14 protein-coding genes are annotated in these 17999 nt (G+C 67.9%); 2 read left to right on the top strand and 12 right to left on the bottom strand.

What is annotated here, in order from left to right:
* Window positions 1-4: 4 nt before the first annotated feature.
* From rpsR to AC1DVT_RS00115, 6 genes are all read right to left on the bottom strand, one after another.
* Entirely contained in the window at window positions 5-259 is a 255-nt protein-coding gene (rpsR, locus tag AC1DVT_RS00140) for a 30S ribosomal protein S18 (RefSeq protein ID WP_457099752.1), read from the bottom strand.
* Window positions 260-309: 50 nt separating this feature from the next.
* Window positions 310-810 (bottom strand): single-stranded DNA-binding protein, encoded by a 501-nt coding sequence (locus AC1DVT_RS00135; protein WP_457099753.1) that lies wholly within the window; start codon window positions 808-810, stop codon window positions 310-312.
* Between the two features lie 5 nt (window positions 811-815).
* Window positions 816-1199: a 30S ribosomal protein S6 gene (gene rpsF / locus AC1DVT_RS00130; protein WP_477385471.1), complete on the bottom strand. Its 384-nt coding sequence runs from the start codon at window positions 1197-1199 to the stop codon at window positions 816-818.
* A 160-nt stretch (window positions 1200-1359) separates the two neighbouring features.
* Complete coding sequence (locus AC1DVT_RS00125) at window positions 1360-2697, bottom strand: MFS transporter (RefSeq protein ID WP_477385469.1); 1338 nt, start codon at window positions 2695-2697, stop codon at window positions 1360-1362.
* Window positions 2694-5624 carry an alpha-mannosidase gene (locus AC1DVT_RS00120; protein WP_477385467.1) on the bottom strand — a complete coding sequence of 977 codons (2931 nt, stop codon included), beginning with the start codon at window positions 5622-5624 and terminating at the stop codon, window positions 2694-2696. The genes AC1DVT_RS00125 and AC1DVT_RS00120 overlap by 4 nt, the downstream gene beginning before the upstream one ends.
* Before the next feature lie 140 nt (window positions 5625-5764).
* Window positions 5765-6958 (bottom strand): acyl-CoA dehydrogenase family protein, encoded by a 1194-nt coding sequence (locus AC1DVT_RS00115; protein WP_477385465.1) that lies wholly within the window; start codon window positions 6956-6958, stop codon window positions 5765-5767.
* A 187-nt stretch (window positions 6959-7145) separates the two neighbouring features.
* On the opposite strand from AC1DVT_RS00115, the gene AC1DVT_RS00110 reads away from it, so the two are divergent.
* Together AC1DVT_RS00110 and AC1DVT_RS00105 are read left to right on the top strand one after the other, a co-directional pair.
* Complete coding sequence (locus AC1DVT_RS00110) at window positions 7146-8063, top strand: patatin-like phospholipase family protein (RefSeq protein ID WP_477385463.1); 918 nt, start codon at window positions 7146-7148, stop codon at window positions 8061-8063.
* Between the two features lie 42 nt (window positions 8064-8105).
* Window positions 8106-9266, top strand: coding sequence for a hypothetical protein (locus tag AC1DVT_RS00105; RefSeq protein ID WP_477385461.1), 1161 nt, complete (start codon window positions 8106-8108; stop codon window positions 9264-9266).
* A 5-nt stretch (window positions 9267-9271) separates the two neighbouring features.
* On the opposite strand, the gene AC1DVT_RS00100 is transcribed toward AC1DVT_RS00105, so the two are convergent.
* From AC1DVT_RS00100 to malQ, 6 genes are all read right to left on the bottom strand, one after another.
* Window positions 9272-9925 carry a TMEM175 family protein gene (locus AC1DVT_RS00100; RefSeq protein ID WP_477385460.1) on the bottom strand — a complete coding sequence of 218 codons (654 nt, stop codon included), beginning with the start codon at window positions 9923-9925 and terminating at the stop codon, window positions 9272-9274.
* 169 nt (window positions 9926-10094) lie between these two features.
* On the bottom strand, window positions 10095-11765 hold the full coding sequence (locus AC1DVT_RS00095) for an ABC transporter ATP-binding protein (RefSeq protein ID WP_477385458.1): 1671 nt from the start codon (window positions 11763-11765) through the stop codon (window positions 10095-10097).
* Window positions 11765-12757: an ABC transporter permease gene (locus AC1DVT_RS00090; protein WP_477385456.1), complete on the bottom strand. Its 993-nt coding sequence runs from the start codon at window positions 12755-12757 to the stop codon at window positions 11765-11767. The genes AC1DVT_RS00095 and AC1DVT_RS00090 overlap by 1 nt, the downstream gene beginning before the upstream one ends.
* Before the next feature lies 1 nt (window position 12758).
* A complete protein-coding gene (locus AC1DVT_RS00085; RefSeq protein ID WP_457099763.1) occupies window positions 12759-13847 on the bottom strand; it encodes an ABC transporter permease in 1089 nt (362 codons plus the stop codon).
* An 85-nt stretch (window positions 13848-13932) separates the two neighbouring features.
* Window positions 13933-15564 (bottom strand): ABC transporter substrate-binding protein, encoded by a 1632-nt coding sequence (locus tag AC1DVT_RS00080; RefSeq protein ID WP_477385454.1) that lies wholly within the window; start codon window positions 15562-15564, stop codon window positions 13933-13935.
* Window positions 15565-15698: 134 nt separating this feature from the next.
* Window positions 15699-17861, bottom strand: coding sequence for a 4-alpha-glucanotransferase (gene malQ / locus AC1DVT_RS00075; protein WP_477385452.1), 2163 nt, complete (start codon window positions 17859-17861; stop codon window positions 15699-15701).
* Window positions 17862-17999: the final 138 nt, after the last annotated feature.

The following is a 17999-nucleotide window of genomic DNA, read 5'->3' as shown; positions in this document are numbered from 1 at the left end:
GTCCCTACCTGCCGGCGCCGGCGTAGGGCAGAAGCGCCATCTCGCGCGCGTTCTTGATTGCGCGAGCGATGAGACGCTGCTCCTGCACGTTGACACCGGTGATGCGACGGGCGCGGATCTTCCCACGCTCCGAGATGAACTTGCGAAGCGTGGCGACGTCCTTGTAGTCAATGACGCCGACGCGGGTCGGCTTCGCGGGAGCGGCGGTCTTGCCGCCCTTCCGCGGCTTGCGGCGGTCGCCGCTCGACTTTCCAGCCATGGTTTTCCTTTACTTGAAGAGAGATCGGATGCCGAGGCATCCGGAATTCGTTAGAACGGGGTGTCGTCGCCGTAGGCGGTGCCAGGAGTGCTCCAGGCGTCCGCGCCACCGCCGGTGGATGACCCGGGGGTCGACCACGGCTCGTCCGCAACCTGGGCACGAGACTGACCGCCGCCGGAGCTGCCACCCGCGGCACGCGTCACCTGTGCGGTGGCGTAGCGCAGCGAGGGGCCGATCTCGTCGACCTCCAGCTCGATGGCAGTGCGCTTCTCGCCCTCGCGCGTCTCGTAGGAGCGCTGCTTGAGGCGACCGGTCGCGATGACGCGGGAGCCCTTCGTCAGTGAGCCTGCGACGTGCTCGGCGAACTCGCGCCAGACGCTCGCGCGGAGGAACAGCGCTTCGCCGTCCTTCCACTCGTTCGCCTGACGGTCGAAGTTGCGCGGGGTCGACGCGATGGTGAAGTTCGCGACGGGGAGTCCGGCCTGCGTGTAGCGCAGCTCGGGATCAGCCGTGAGGTTTCCCACCACAGTGATGATCGTCTCGCCGGCCATGATCGTTACGCGTCCTGCTTGGCGGGCTTCGCGGGGCGGGCAGCCTTGCGGGCGGCCTTCTCGGCGGAGCGCTCGGCCTCGGCGGCGACCATCGCGATGGCCTCTTCCGCACGGAGCACCTTGGTGCGCATGACCAGCTCGCTGAGGTTCAGCTGACGGTCGAGCTCGTTGGTGGCGGCGCTCGTCGCGGTGAAGTTGACGACGGCGTAGATGCCTTCGGTCTTCTTCTGGATCTCGTACGCGAGACGGCGCTTGCCCCAGATGTCGACCTTGTCGATCGAGCCACCATCAGTTGTGATGACCTTCAGGAACTTGTCGAGGCTCGGGGCAACCGTGCGCTCATCGATCTCGGGGCTCAGAATGACCATGAGTTCGTACTGGTGCGTCACTAACCCACCTCCTTCGGACTAGAACGGCTGTCGGGCATTTCCCGGCAGCAGGAGGGTGTGTGCACGTCGTCACGGGCTTACGCGAACAGAGTCGCAACCGGACAACCTTGACAGTCTAGCGGATGCCTGGTTCCCGGCCGAATCGGGATGCTCCGGGCGCTCACACCGCGGCGGGCTTGCCGACCTTGTAGAAGAGGAACGGCACGGCCGACACCAGGCAGCTCAGCGCCGGCACGAGGGTGATCGCGATGAACACGGTGTTCTGCATCTGCGGGGTGACCGTGACCCCGGCTTGGTAGCCCGCGATCACCACGAAGGCGCCGAACACGAGCACGGCGAGGGCGTTCATGACCTTCGAGACGAACGTCAGCGTCGAGAACGAGATGCCGTCGTTGCGCACTCCGGTGCGGCGCTCGACGTCGTCGACCGCGTCGGCGAGCATCGTGGTCTGCACAACGAGGAACACCCCGAGCGTGAGCCCGGTCAGGAAGATGAAGATCATGATCGCGATGATGCTGGCGAATCCGACGAGGTACATCGCGACGTAGAAGACAGCCCCGGCGAGCGAGCTCCAGAGGATGAGCGACTTGCCGCTCAGCCGCCTGAGCAGCAGCGGGGTGAGGAACGACGAGAGCACCATGCCGACGATGATGGCCGCGCCGATCAGGGTGAAGTACGCCGCGTTCCCGTAGGCGATCACGACGAACACCGCGCCGCCGGCCTGCACGATGTAGCGCCCGAATCCCAGGACTGAACCCAGCAGCACCATCAGCAGGGGCGTGTTCTTGAAGAGCGTGCCGAACAGCTCCTTGAAGGACAGCCGCTCGCGCTCGCCCTGTGCCTTCTCGCGCGTGTTGAAGAACGCCAGGAGGAACATGCCCATGCCGACGACAGATGCCACAGCCACCGCGATCGTCCAGCCCGTGGCCGTGGTCTCACCGTTGAAGCTGAAGGCGAGCGCGAGCCACGGCATCCCGAGCGTGGCAAGACCGAGCGCGATCGCGCCGAACGCGCGCACGTGGGAGATCACGCCGGTGCGCTCGGTCGAATCCGGGAAGGCCGACCCGATCAGGCCCCAGAAGGGCACGTCGCAGATCGTGTACGCGAACCCCCACAGGAAGTAGCAGACGCCGAAGAAGACGAGCTTTCCCGCCTCCGAGACATCCGGGATCGCGAAGAGGAGCGTCGACAGCACGGCGACGGGCGCGGCCGAGAAGAGGATGTACGGCCGCATCTTGCCCCACCGCGTCCGCGTCATATCGACGAGGCTGCCCATGACGGGGTCGCTCACCGCGTCGACCAGCTTCGCGACCGTGATGATCGCGGTGACCACGGCCAGACCCTGCACGCTGATGTGGGCGTACTGAATCAGGTACACGAGGATGAACGTCGTCACCGTGGTGAGCACGATGTTCTGCCCGAAGCCGGCGACCACGATCGACGTGCGCTGGGTGCGCGGTGTGAGCGTCGGCGGCGTCAGCGTCACGGTGTCGGTCATCGGGGGGTCTCCAACAGGATCGTCTTGATCTCGAACGGCCCGAACTCGAGGTTCGCGAGGTCGACGGCGGTCTCGCTGATCGGCAGCTCCATGAGGTCGGTCTCCGTCGCTCGCGTGTGCGCGATGGTGGTGCGGAGCGCCGTCGAGGCGGGACGGCCGAGGCTTTCGTAGAGCCGCACGATGATGCCGCTCCCGTCCTCGGCGGGCTTGAGGGTCTCGACGATCACGGCGTCGCCGGTCGTTGCGGCCGCGGTCTCGAACAGGGCGCCGTCGGCCACGAGCAGCGGATTGTTGAGTCGATAGCCCTCGGCGATCACGGTGGCGAGGTCGCCCGGCGCGAACGGCATGAAGGCGTAGGTGAACTCGTGGGTGCCGCGGTCCGCCGTCTTGTCGGGGAACGTCGGCGCGCGCAGCAGGTTCAGGCTCAGCAGGCCGTCCTTCGCCCGATGGCCGTACTTGCTGTCGTTGAGCAGAGCGAAGCCCGCCTCGTCGTCCTGCACCGCGATCCACTTGTGCGCGCAGATCTCGAACTGGGCCTTCTCGACCGAATCGCGCTCGGTCGTCGGCCGTCCGATGTGGCCGAACTGGATCTCGCACAGCGCTTCGGGGCCGTAGTGGGTCGGGAAGAACTCGGCGCGCAGCATCCGATGCTTCTCATGCCAATCGACGTGCGTCTCGAATCGCACCACCGGGCTGCCCGCCTCCAGGATCACGCGCTGGTGGATCGTGACCTTCGGCGCGCGGTATGCGTGGTGACGCACCACCCGCGCCCCGTCGATGCTCGTGCGGACCTCGCTGACGGTGAGCGTCTGCGACTTCTTCTCGCGGTAGCCCTGATCGATGTCCCACGCGTCGAAGGGGAACTGAAACGGGTCCTCGAACACGACGAGGCGGTTCAGGCCCGCCCCAGCATGCTCCGTGCCGCTCGCATCCGTGCACGAGATGATCTCGCCGGTGGCGTCGAACTGCAGAGTGAGGATGCCATTGGTGATCGTGTCGGCGGTGGTCGCGAGTGAATCGAACGCGGCAGCGGGCGTCAGGGGTGCGGCGGAGTAAGGACCGACGTCGGCCTGCAGCCACTCGCCGTCGACGGCGACGAGCTCGCGTCGCGCGAAGCCGGTGAGGTTGATCGCGGAGCGACCCTGCCCGGCCGGCAGCTCAGCCACCAGGTCGGCGATGTGCGCATCGAGTTCGGCGTCCACCGACTGGTACGCCTCCACGGCCTCGGTATTGACCCTGGTGATCGACGAACCCGGAATGATGTCGTGGAACTGGTTGAGCAGCAGCACCTTCCAGTGCGCGTCGAGCGCCTCGGTGCCGCCACCGGTCAGCGCGGCGAGCGCCTCGGCGTTGTGCAGCTTGCGCTCCACGAGCCGGTTGTACTTCTTGATCGCGCCCTGGGTCGTGTACGTGCCCTGGTGCGTCTCGAGGTACAGCTCGCCGACGTGGGTGTGCGTGATCTCCTGCAGCTCGAGCGCGCGGAAGAAGCGGTCGGCCGTCGAGTACTCGACGCGCGGCAGCCCGCGGAGGTTCTGCTCACGCCGGGTGAGCTCGAGGTGCACCTCGCCCGGCCCCCCGCCGCCGTCGCCCGCGCCGTAGACGAGCAGCGCCGATTCGAGATCGCGCTCGGGATACCGCTGCACGCCCTTGAGGAGGCCATCGGCCGCGGCGCGGCTGTTGTAGTCGCCCTCCGGGGGCATGTGCACGAGCACGGTCGACCCGTCGATGCCCTGCCAGTGGAAGGTGCGATGCGGGAACACGTTGACCTTGTTCCACGACAGCTTGATCGTCTGGAACCAGTCCATCCCGCTCTTGCGCAGGATCTGCGGCAGGTTGCCGTTGTACCCGAACGTGTCGGGCAGCCAGCAGATCCGCATGGCCTCGCGGTCGAGCCCGAACTCCTCCTCGAGGAACCGCCGCCCGTGCAGGGCCTGGCGCACCAGCGACTCCCCGCTCGGCAGGTTGGTGTCGGGCTCTACCCAGAACGCACCCTGGAGTTCCATCCGGCCGGCGGCGACGGCATCCTTCATCCGCTCGAAGAGGGCGGGATGCTCCTGCTTCATCCACTGCATCTGCTGCGGCTGGCTCGTGCCGTAGATGTAGTCATCCGTGCGGTCGATGTTCTTGAGGGCGTTCGCGTACGTGCGCGCGGCCTTGCGGCGCGTCTCGCGCAGCGGCCACAGCCAGGCCATGTCGAGGTGGCCATGGCCGACGGCGCTGTAGACGAAGTCGCTATCGGATGCCGCGGCCAGCGGCCCCGCGAGTGCGTCCCGCGCGGCCTGGGCGTCGCCCGCAGTGAAGCGACCGTACGCCACCCGCAGGGCGGCGTTCAGCTCAGCGGCGAGCGCGGCGTCTTGGGTGGCATCGGCGAGCACCGCGAGCGTGAGGTAGTCGTAGTAGAGGTCGAACACCGCGTCGTCGCGGCGGGCGAGATGCGCGTCGTGGAACTTGGCCTTGCCGAAGTCGTAGAGCAGCCAGCCGTTGTAGGCGACGTCGGCGTAGAACTCGATGTGCCCGGTGCTCGTGTCGACGCCGTGCACGGGCCGGTGCTGGCCGCCGCTGTGCGGCAGGTCGCCCTGGATCCATACCGTGCTGACCGAATCGAGCACCTCGCCGGCCGCGGAGTAGATGAGTCCCTCGCCGCGGATGCCGAGCATCGCGACAGCATCAGCCGCGCCCGCGGGCACGTCGCCGGTGATGCGCAGCCAGGCGCAGTCGAACTTGGCGCCCCACGCGGCGCCGTTGCGGAGCGGGCGGAAGGCCCCGCGGTCGAGGTCGGCGAACGGGATGGGCTCGTCGGAGCGCAGCACCTCGGCGCGCAGCGGCGCGAGGACCGTGTAGATGCGCTCGCGGATGCGGCGGAGGCGGCCGTACTCGCGCGGCTGCCGCAGCGCGTAGCCGCCGAGATCAGCGATCAGACCAGGCATGTCGAAACTCTCCCACCGCGCACTCCGTTGTGGTGCCCTCGGTGGGACCGCGCGCTTCGCTCGAATCACCCTACCCGCGGCGCCAAACCGGTCAGTTGTGCGTGTGAACAACCCGTCCGGTCGAGAGGTCCGAGGCGAGCTCAGCGGAACGCCGGGATGCCGGTCAGGTGCTGCCCGAGGATGAGGGTGTGCACCTCGTCGGTGCCCTCATATGTCCGCACCGACTCGAGGTTCGCGGCATGCCGGATCGGGCTGTTCTCGATGAGGATGCCGTTGCCGCCGAGGATGGTCCGCGCCTCGCGCGCGATCGCGATGGCCTCCCGCACGTTGTTGAGCTTGCCGAGCGAGATCTGCTCCGGCCGGAGCCGCCCCTGGTCCTTGAGGCGGCCGAGATGCAGCGCAAGGAGCGCCCCCTTCTGCAGCTCCACGGCCATGTCGACGAGCTTCTGCTGGGTGAGCTGGAACCCCGCGATCGGCCGGCCGAACTGCTCCCGCGACAGCGAGTACCGCAGGGCCGCCTCGAAGCTGTCCCGCCCGGCACCGAGCGCCCCCCACACGATTCCGTAGCGCGCTTCACTCAACCCGGAGAATGGCCCGCGCAGCCCCTCCGCCCCGGGCAGCAGGGCCGCGGCCGGCAGCCGCACCCCATCGAAGTGCAGCTCGCACTGGATCGAAGCGCGCATCGACAGCTTCGGCTCGATCACCGTCGCGCGGAAGCCCGGCGCGTCGGTCGGGACGAGGAATCCGCGGATGCCGCCCTCGGTCTGGGCCCAGATCACGGCGACCTGCGCGATCGACGCCAGCCCGATCCACCGCTTCGAGCCGCTCAGCACCCAGTCGGCGCCGTCGCGCCGCGCGAACGTCTTCATGCTCGCGGGATCGGAGCCCGCGTCGGGCTCGGTCAGGCCGAAGCATCCGATGACCTCGCCGCGCGCCATCCGCGGCAGCCACTCCTGCTTCTGCGCCTCGGTCCCCCAGCGATGGATCGACCCCATCGCGAGCGACCCCTGCACCGACACGAACGTGCGGATCCCGGAGTCGCCGGCCTCGAGCTCGAGCGCGGCGAGGCCGTACGCGACGGCGCTGCGGCCGGGGCATCCGTATCCCTCGAGGGTCATCCCGAGCACGCCCAGTTCGCCGAGTTCGGGAACGAGATCAGCCGGGAAGACGGCGCGGTCGAACCAGTCAGCGATGTACGGCCGGATCCGCTCGTCGACGAAGCCGCGCACCCGGTCGCGCACCGCCCGCTCCTCGTCGCTCAGCAGCGCGTCGATGCCGAGGACATCGGATGCCGCGCGCAGCGCCTCGAGATCGTCCGGGTTCCTCGGTTCCATGCGCCACTCCTTCGCTCGCTGGTTCGATCATGCCGTGATAGCGTTCCTGCGATCGTGAACCGTTGACAGGAGGTGAGTCCCATGAAGGCAGTATCCACAGTGGGCGCTCCCCTGCAGTCCACGATCGCGCGACTGACGTAGTCGCCACCGGGAGCGCCAGACAGGCAATTCGCGAAAGGCGACTCCCATGAACACCACCCCTTCTTCCTCTCTGCACCCCACCGAGCGCGCGCTCGTCCTCGGCGGCGGCGGATCGGCCGGCAACGCCTGGGTGATCGGCGTCATCGCCGGCCTGGCCGAAGCCGGACTCGACGTGACCACGGCCGACCTGACCATCGGCACATCATCCGGATCGACGAACGCGGCTCAGCTCGCCGGTGCGACCCCGGGTGAGCTCTATGCCGAGACCATCGCCGCGGTCCCTCCGCAGCGGCCCGCTGCGGGTGAACCCGAGCGCCGACGCGCGGCCCCGATACCGGTGACCGACCATCTGGAGAGATTCCGCGCGATCATCGCGACCTCGACGGACGCCGCCGACATGCGCCGCCGCATGGGTGCGATGACGCTCGAGAACGATGCGGCATCGGACGGCTCCGGGAGTGCACGGTGGCGCGACATCGTCGCCGCCCGCCTTCCCCGCCCGGAGTGGCCGGACCGGACGATCTTCATCACGGCCGTCGACGCCCGCACCGGTGAGCCTGTCGTGTTCGACCGTCACAGCGGCGTCGACCTGGTGGACGCCGTCGCCGCCAGCACCTCCGGCGGCGCATCCGCCTACCGGATCGGCGACGGTCGCTATATCGACGGCGGCTACCGCTCCAACGCAGAGAACGCCGATCTGGCAGCCGGCTGCGGGCGGGTGCTGGTGCTGTCGCCGCTGAGCGGCAGATCGCTGCATCCGTCTGAGTGGGGCACCCATCTCGCCACCCAGGTCGACGACCTCCGCGCAGCGGGGAGCCGGGTCGAGGCGATTTTCCCGGACAGCGGCGCCGCGCCCCTGTTCGGTGAGAATGCGATGGATGCGTCGCTGCGGGCGCCCGCTGCCCGCGCCGGGTACGACCAGGGAAGAGCCCTCGCCGAGCCGCTCGCGGAATTCTGGCGCTGACACCTGCACGAACCATCGCGCGTCCCCCGCTACGTTGGGCGCATGGATCCCCGCCCGCTCACCGAGCCCGTGGACCGCGCGGCCGTCACCGCATACGCGCGCCGGCTGCGGCAGGAAGGTCGGGCGCCTCAGGCGTTCGGCGGCATCGCCGTAGTCATCACCGCCTTGGTGATCGTCGTCTTCGTGTTCGTGTTCGGCACGACGTTCCTCTCGATCGCCGGATCGGTCATCGCTCTCAGCGCGGGCGGCGCACAGACGGGCGGTCCCGCGGCGGCGGTGTTCCTGGTCGTGCCGTTCCTCATCATGGCGGCGATCGCCGTCGCGGTCGTGTTCGGTGTCATCCGCGCCCTCAGCGGCACGAGCGAGCGCTGGTACCGCCTCGACCGATTCGCGCGGGCGAACGGAATGTCGTATCTGCCGCACGTGGCGGCGCCCCGCCTGCCTGGAATGATCTTCGGCCTCGGCGAGTCCCGCCAGGCGACGGATCTCGTCCGCGGCGAGCGTCCGCGGTTCGTCGAGTTCGGCAACTACTCGTATTCGACCGGCTCAGGCAAGAGCCAGACCACCCACCAGTGGGGCTATGTCGCGGTCAAGCTGGACGTGCCGCTGCCGAACATCGTGCTCGACGCGACCAGCAACAACTCGTTCCTCGGATCGAACCTCCCGTCGGCCTTCGACCGCAAGCAGCGGCTCGAACTCGAGGGCGACTTCAATGAGCACTTCGCGCTGTACTGCCCGGTCGGCTACGAGCGCGATGCGCTCTACCTGTTCACCCCCGACATCATGGCGAGGTTCATCGACCACGCGGCGGCGCTCGATGTCGAGATCGTCGACGACTGGCTGTTCCTGTACGGCCAGCGGTCCTTCTCCACGCTGGATCCGGCAACCTGGGCGTGGCTGTTCTCCGTGGTGGGTGCGCTGCTAGACAAATTCGCGCAATGGTCGCGCTGGCGCGATGAACGACTGGCGACGGATGCCGCGGCCGCGGCATCCGTCACGTCATCGTCGGCCGGCGCCACCGTGGGAACCGCAGTGCCCTTCACCCCGCCTGCTGCGCTGCTTCGACCGCCGCCAGGCGTGGCGCCGCCCGGCCGCCGTCTCACGAAGGGCGTCAGATGGTTCACCGTCGTGTTCATCGTCGTCTTCGTGGCCATCTGGCTGTTCCAGATGTTCGCCGGCGGGATCCTCGCGCTGCTGTCCTGACTCCGTCAGCGCAGACGCGTGATGAGCCGGTGCACCGGCGCGACCAGGAGAAGCAGGAACATCGCCCAATACCCCACGTCCTTGAACACCAGCGCGACGGCGAGCGCGAGCAGGAACAGCGCCAGGGTCACCAGGTCCGCCGTCAACCCGCTGCGCAGGCGCGATTCGGGGATGTCATGGAGCAATGGATGCCGCAGCACATACAGGCGGCTCAGGAACATCACGAGGCTGGTCAGGGCGAGGGTGCCGATGTAGAGGACCTCCTGCCCGGCATCCGTCTCGAGTTGACCGAGCAGAGCGGTGGGGATCGGCAGCCAGACGATGGTGAACATCCACGCGATCGTCAGCCAGAGGAGGCCGTTCGTCACTCGATGGATGCCGGCGAAGAGACGGTGGTGGGTCAGCCAGAAGTTCGCGATCAGCACGAAGCTGAGGACGAAGCTGAAGAGCTGGCCGGTGTTCTGGGGTTGGGTCAGCCACTCGAACGAGGTGAGGTGGTCGGCGGCGGCATCGCCCACGCTCTCCATGAGCGGCAGGATGAGCAGCGTCATCGCGATGGCCACGACGGCATCGCAGAACGCCTTCAGCCGTTCGGCCGGGAGGGTCGCCGCGGACGCCGCGCCGGACGCCGGCGCTGTGCGCTCCGAGTTGTCGGTCATGACCGCTACGGTAGCGGCCGCTCTGCCGTGGTCGGGAAACGTGACGCAGCCTCGGCCTTAGTCTCGACGCCAGGCGCTCATCGGTGGGAAGGGCGATCCGGGCAGAGTATCGCAGTCGGATGACTGGGCGTGGTTGGTCACACCCGTTGCGGTAGCGGGCGCAACTCGGTCAGAGCTCGCGCGTCGCGTTCCATGCAGCGCGGCGAGCGGCCTGCTCTTCGGGATCGGGCACCGGGAGCGACGCTATGAGACGCTTCGTGTACGGGTCCTGCGGGTTGCCGAGCACCTGAGCGGTCGGACCCTCCTCCGCGATCACTCCGTTGTGGAGCACCACGATCTTGTGCGCGAGCATGTCGACGACGGCGAGATCGTGCGTGATGAAGAGGGTTGCGAACCCGAACTGCGCCTGCAGTTCCTGGAAGAGCTCGAGGACCTTCGCCTGCACCGAGACGTCGAGGGCACTCGTCGGCTCGTCGGCGATCAGCAGCTTCGGGTCGAGAGCGAGAGCCCGGGCCAGCGAGGCCCGCTGGCGCTGACCGCCCGAGAGCTCGTGCGGGAATCGATCGCCGAACGCCTTCGGCAGCTRCACGGCCTCTAGAAGCTCGTCGACCTTGGTTCGCACCGCGACCGCGTCTCGCTCGGAGCCGTGGACGATCAACGGCTCTGCGACGTTCTGCGCGATCGTGATGAGCGGGTTGAAGCTGGTCGCCGGGTCCTGGAACACGAAGCCCAGCTCCTTGCGGTGCGGCCGGAACTGCCGCTCCTTCACCCCGCGCATCTCGACGCCGAGCACTCGAAGCGATCCATCGGCAACCGGTGTCAGGCCCGCGATCGCGCGGCCGATGGTGGTCTTGCCCGATCCGCTCTCACCGACGAGTCCGAGGACCTCACCGGGCGCGATCGAGAAGCTGACGCGGTCGACGGCGCGGAACATGGATCGGCCGAATCGTCCGGCGTACTCGATGACGAGTTCGTCCGCGACGACGACAGGCTCTGCAGCGGTGTCTGATGAGGGGAGCTGTCGGTCGGTGATCTCGAGACGGGGAACCGCAGCGAGTAGGCGCTTCGTGTAGTCGTGCTGCGGCGCCGCGAACAGATCGCGCGCGGGAGCGGTTTCGACGATCTCGCCGTTCAACATAACCGCGACGCGGTCTGCGAGATCGGCGACGACGCCCATGTTGTGCGTGATCAGGACGATCGCGGTGCCATCCTCGTCGCGCAGCGTGCGCAGCAGTTGGAGGATCTCCGCCTGTACGGTCACGTCGAGAGCAGTCGTCGGCTCGTCGGCGACGATGACGGTCGGGTCGAGCGCGAGCGCCATCGCGATCACGATGCGTTGCTTCTGTCCGCCGGAGAACTGATGGGGGTAGTCGTTCACCCGGTGCTCGGGGTCGGGGATGCCGACACGTCCGAGCATCTGGACAGCACGCGCCTTTGCCTCGGACTTGGAGTACTTCCCGTGCGCCCGCAGACCCTCAGCCAGCTGCCAACCCACCGTATAGACGGGATTCAGCGCGGTGGAAGGCTCCTGGAAGATCATCGCGGCTTTCGTGCCGCGCACTTCCCGCATCTCCTTCTTGTCGAGCCCGATGACCTCGGTGCCGTCGAGGAGGACGGTGCCCTGCATCAGAGCGGTCTCGGGTAGCAGGCCGAGGATGGTCCGGGCGGTCACGGTCTTGCCACTGCCCGACTCGCCGACGATCGCCAGCACTTCGCCGCGGCGAACATCGAGTGACACTTTGCGAACGGCGCGAACGTCTCCGCCATCGGTGGCGAACGTCACATCGAGGTCGCGGATCTCCACCGCGAGGGCATCGGATGCTGTGGGTACGGCAGCCATCACTCGACCTCTCCCATGAATTCGCGGGTCGCCGGCTGGGACGCGGCGACGGCGTCGGCCGGAGTCTGCTTGGTCGCACGAYGACGCGCCCGCAGGCGCGGGTCGGCCAGGTCGTTCAGGCTCTCTCCGATGAGCGTCATCCCCAGGATCGCGAGGACCAGAGCGGTGCCGGGCGGGATTGCCGTCCACCAGATGCCCGCGGATACGTCGCCGATCGATTCCTTGAGGTCGTAGCCCCATTCAGCGGCCGCCGTCGGCTCGATGCCGAAGCCCAGGAAGCCCAGGGCGGCGAGAGTCGCGATCGCCTCCGAGGCGTTCAAGGTCACGATGAGCGGCAGTGTCCGCGTGGCGTTGCGCAGGACGTGCACGAACATGATGCGTGGCGTCGAGGCGCCGATGACCTTGGCTGACTCGACGAAGGCCTCCGACTTGACTCGAACCACCTCGGACCGGACGACGCGGAAGTACTGCGGAATGAACACGACGGTGATCGAGATCGCGGCCGCCATGATGCCCGGCCAGAGACCGGATTGACCCCCACTGATGGCGATGGCAGCCACGATCGCGAGCAGGAGGGTCGGGAAGGCGTAGATCGCGTCGGCGACGACGACCGCCGTTTTGTCCATCCACCCGCCGAGATATCCCGATACGAGCCCGAGCAGGATGCCGATGAACACCGAGAGGATCAGGGCGACGACGACGACGAGGAGCGACGTCTGGGCACCCCAGATCGTGCGCGACAGCACGTCATAACCACCGACGGTCGTTCCGAGCCAGTGCTCCGGGCTCGGTGGCTGTTGGGCGCCGAAGAGCCCGTCCGGACCGCGCAGCTGGGCGAAGCCGTACGGCGCAAGCCATGGTGCGAAGATCGCGAGCAGAGCGAAGAAGCTTGTGAGCGCAAGGCCCGCGATGAGCATGCCGCGCTGCAGACCGACGCTCTGCCGCAGCTGATGCACGACGGGCAGGCGGGTGAAGATGCCAGACTTCGCCATCTCAGTACCTCACCCTCGGGTCGAGGAAGGCGGCTATGACGTCCACCGCGAAGTTCGTGAGCGCGACGAGGATGGCGATGAGCGCGACGATGCCCTGAATGGCGACGAAGTCACGGGAGCCGAGGTACTTCGCGAGCTGGAACCCGAGTCCCTGCCATTCGAAGGTGGTCTCCGTGAGGACGGCACCCCCGAGGAGCAGGGCGATCTGCAACCCGATGACCGTGATGATGGGGATGAGGGCGGGCTTGAAGGCATGTCTCCGGACCAGCCGGTATTCGCTCACGCCACGTGAGCGCGCCGCGTCGATGTAGGGCATGTTGTGCGTGCCGATGACGTTGGTCCGAACCAGGCGAAGGAAGATGCCCGCCGTCGCGAGCCCCAGCACCATGGCGGGCAGAACGGCGTGAAGCAGGACGTCCTGCACATAGGCGGGATTGCCCGACGCGATGGCGTCGATGAGGTAGATGCCGGTGCCGCCCTGACGCTCGAGCGCGATCTCGGTGCGCACGCTCGCGCGACCGCTCACCGGGAACCAGCCCAGCCAGACCGAGAAGACGAGCTTCGCGAGGAGGCCGGCGAAGAACACCGGCGTCGCGTAGAAGAGGATCGCGCTCACGCGGAGGCCGGCATCCGTGCCGCGATCGCGGCGGGCTGCTGCGACCATTCCGAGGGGTATGCCGACGACCAGCGCGATGATGAGCGCATACATCACGAGCTCGAAGGTGGCCAGTCCGTATTGGACGACGACCTCGGTCACCAGCCGATTGTCAGTGAGCGTCGTGCCGAAGTTGCCGGTGAAGACCTTACCGAGGTACTCGAGGTACTGGACGATCGCCGGCCGGTCATAGCCCGCGTCGTGGATACGCTCCTGAAGCTGGTCGGCGGGCAGCCGGCCGCCCAGCGCCGCCGTGATGGGGTCGCCCGTCAGTCGCACGAGGAAGAAGACGAGCGTCACGAGGATGAAGATCGTCGGGATGATCAGGAGGAACCGCACCAAGATGTAGCGGCCGAGCGTCCCACCGGAACGCGCCCGCCGGCGCGCGAGAAATGTCGGAGGCTGGTCGATCGACGCAACGACGTCACTCGTCATGGGGGGAGCCTATCTGTGAGGGTGCAAAGCGCCGCACGCCGATGAGGCGGCCCGCACGCGAGCCGCCCCATCGGTCATCGTTCGACTACTTCGTGAGAGGTGCGAACCGGAACTTGAACGACGCGTCGAGGATGACCCCGTCAACGTCGGCACCGGCCACGGCCACCTGGGCACCCTGCAGCAGCGGAACGGTCGAGAGGTCGTTCGCCACGAGCTCTTGGATCTGCTCGATGTCCGCGGTGCGGGTCGCCGGGTCGGTCTCGACTGCCTGCTCCAGGATGAGGTCGTTGACTTCGGGGTTGTCGTAGTGGTTCCCGAGGAAGTTCTCCTTCAGGAAGAACGGCGTGAGGTAGTTGTCGGCGTCGGAGTAGTCCGGGAACCAGCCGAGCTGGTACGCGGGGTACACGTCGGCCGTGCGGTCCTTCGAGTACTGGACCCACTCGGTCGACTTGAGGTCGACGGCGAACAGACCGCTCTCCTCGAGCTGCGACTTCACGAGCGCGTACTCGTCTCCCGACGACGGGCCGTAGTGGTCCGGGCTGTACTGCAGACTCAGCGCGACCGGGGTGGTGACTCCGGCTGCCTCGAGGGCGGCCTTTGCCTTGTCGACATCCGGGCCGCCGTCGCCGTCGCCGTAGAGGCCCTTCAGTGCGTCAGTCGCGCCGGCGAAGCCCTCGGGCACGTAGGAGTACAGCGGGGTGTAGGTGCCCTTGTAGACCTGCTCCGAGATCTCCTGCCGGTCGACGAGGTCGGCCACGGCCTGACGGACCGCGAGCGCCTTGGCCGTATCGGCTTCGGGGGTCGTGGCGCCGTAGGGCTGCGTGTCGAAGTTGAAGACGATGTAGCGAATCTCGCCGCCCGGGCCGTTGACGACCTTGACCGCGTCGTTTCCGCTCAGGTCGTCGACGTCGGTCGACGAGAGGCTGCGGTATGCGACATCCACATCGCCTTCCTGAACCGCGAGCTTCAGGTTCGAGGACTCGGCGAAGTAGCTGAGGATCACGCCGCCGTTGACCGGCGCAGCGAGCAGACCCTGGTAGTTCTCATTGGGAGTGAACTCGACGGTCTTGTTGAAGTCCCACGACGTGATCGCGTACGGTCCGCCGAACGCGTTGGCGTCGACGATGTCCTGGTCGGCCGTGAGCGCGTCGGCCGAGAAGACCTCGTCGTCGACGATCGCGCCAGGGAAGCTCGTCAGGATGAAGGGGAAGATCTGGTCGTTCTCTGCCTTCATGTGGAAGACCACCGTGGTGTCGTCCACCGCCTCGACGCTGTCGAGGTTGTAGAGCAGGCTCGAGGCGCCATTCGGGTCAGCGATCGCGAGGTTTCGGTCGAACGAGAACTTGACGTCAGCAGACGTCAGGTCGTTGCCGTTCGCCCACTTCAGACCGGCCGGGAGCTTCACGGTGTACTCCGTGGGCGAGGTGAACTCGGCGCTCTCGGCGAGGTCGGGGACGACCTCGTTGCTGTTGTAGTCGGTGTTGACCAGGTACGGGAAGACCTGGGTCTGGACAGCGAGCGAGCCGTTGTCGTACGAGCCTGCGGGGTCGAGGGTCGTGACCTTGTCGGTGGTGCCCACGATGAGCGGCTCGCCCGAGGCGTCCGCGGATTCAGTGTCCCCGCCGCCACCGGCGCAGCCGGCGAGGAGGAGGGCGGAAGCGCCGAAGGCGCCGATGGCGAGGCCGAGACGGCCGCGCCTGCTGTGGTGCAGTGACATAGTGCTACCTCTGCTGGGAAGGGATGGGCCGTCGGATGAGTGCGACCCTGCCGCTATCCTTGTTCGCCGCGCGCCCGATCGGCAATCCGGTGAACGTATCGTAACCAGACCGAAACGCAAGGCCTGCGGGGCGATCAGTCCAGAGCTGCGTTGACCGCCGACGTCAGCGCCGCGAACCGCGCGTTGTCGGCGAGGTCCTCGACCAGCACTGCGCGACCCGAGGCGTCCGCGAGTGGGACCTGCCAGTTCGGGTACTCCAGGTCGGTCCCTGGCTGATTCTGCACTCGACGCTCGCCGACCGCGTCGACGAGTGACACACCCAGGAGCCGAGACGGCGAAGCGGTGAGGAAGACGTGCAGTGCCTCGACGATCTCCTGCTCGGTGGCGTCCAGGCCGATGAGCCCCCGCTGCCGCAGGATCGAGAGCATGGTGTCGCGCTCGCGCGCGGCATCCGCCCGTTCCTCGGCGACCGGACGCGTCAGCAGCCCCAGACGCGCGCGCAGGTCGACATGCTCGCCCGCGAGGTAGCCCGCTGTGGGCGGCAGATCGTGGGTGTTCACCGTCGCGAGCAGCGCCTCGCGGTAGTGCTCCGGCGGTGTCGGGCCGCCGTTCTCGTGCTCGAACCACAGCACGGAGGTGCCCAGGATGCCGCGGGACGACAGGTAGTCGCGCACCCACGGCTCGACGTTTCCGAGGTCCTCCCCGATCACGACGGCACCCGCGCGATGCGCCTCGAGCGCGAGGACCCCGATCATGGCCTCATGGTCGTACCGCACATACGTGCCGGCCGCCGCGCCGAGCTCCGCCGGGATCCACCACAGCCGGAAGAACCCGATGATGTGGTCGATGCGCAGGGCGCCGGCGTGCCGCAGCAGGGTGCGGATCATGTCGCGCAGGGGGGCGTAGCCCGAGTGTGCGAGCGCATCCGGCAGCCACGGGGGCTGGTTCCAGTTCTGCCCGAGCTGGTTGTACATGTCGGGCGGCGCCCCCACGAGCATCCCCTGGGCGTACGTCTCACGAAGGGACCAGGCATCCGACCCCTTCGTATGCACGCCCACCGCAAGGTCGTGCATGATCCCTATGCGCATCCCGGCGTCCTTCGCCGCCGCCTGCGCCGCGCGCACCTGTTCGTCCGCGACCCATTGCAGCCACGAGTGGAACGCCACCCGCTCCGCGAGCTCGGCCCGCAGCCGCGCGATGAGCGGCGATCCGATGTCCCATGCCTCGTCAGGACGCTCCTCGCCCTCGGCGAGCCGGCCGGCGTAGTGTTCCTCGAGAGCGCACCAGAGCGCGAAGTCGGCGAGGGGACGACCCTCCCGCGCTACGAAGGCGTCGAGCGAGGACTGCCTGCCCGGCGTGCGGGGTGCGGCGAAGACGATCTCGAGCGCCGCGCGCTTCGCCAGCCACGCCGCATCACGATCGATGCGGGACGCATCCGTGTTCGATCCCGACACCGTCTCGCGGACTCGCGCGATCACCGCACGATCCTCGGTCGACAGATATGACGCCTCGCGGATGTCCTCGGGACGGACATAGAGGGGCGCCAGGAAGCGACGAGTCGCGGGCAGGTACGGCGAGGGCTCGATGCGGGGGGTGACCTCCGCCGCGTGGATGGGATTGACGAGGAGGAAGTCGGCACCATGCGTTCCGGCGATCGCGGCGATGTCGCCGAGATCTGCGAAGTCGCCGATGCCCCATGAGCCACGCGAGCGCACCGAGTACAGCTGCGCCATGAGCCCCCACGCCCTGCCACCGTGCCGTCCAGGCGGCACCGGCAGCCGGTCGGGGGTGACGACGAGCGGGGCGGCGGCCGTGCGATCGTCGCTATCCGCGCCGAACGGCCGCTGCCGGGCGTGGACCGTGTGCCACCCGAGGGGCAGATCCGCGGGCAGCGGCACGCTGACGTGCCACACCACGACGCCATCGACGATCCGCGAGTCGGGACGCTGATCGGGAATCGGGATGCCGCGCCACGACCCGTCTTCCAGTTCGACGGTCAGGGTGACGTCGTGAGCGTCCGCGACGTGCACGCTGAGCTCGCCGGATCCCACGCGAACGACCAGCGATGGCGGCAGCAGCTCGCGCCAGAGTCGTTCCTCAGCATCGGCGATGGCCTGCTCGGCCTCGGCGTCCGTCTCAGCTGTCACGCCCATGGCCCGCAGCACGGCCCGCAGAGTCGTGGCCGGCACCTCGACGCGATCGCCGAAGAACGACCAATATGACGTGGCGACGCCGCGGCTCTCGGCGAGCGCCACGAGCGCGGCCGTCGGGTCGTCTGCTTCGGTGGTTCCGCTCATCGTCTTGTCGTCCTCCCAGACCTGGCACCCACCCTGCCAGGCCGAAGCGCCGGGCGCGATCTCAGCCCTCGACCGACACGCTTGGAGAGAACGCTTCCGCGCTTCGCGCACTACTGCGCATTCCGTGGTACTGTCCAT

This window comes from Microbacterium sp. P2_F9 (assembly GCF_056403635.1).
The sequence above is the reverse complement of the archived record's forward strand: the minus strand, read 5'-3'. Positions and strand labels throughout refer to the sequence as shown.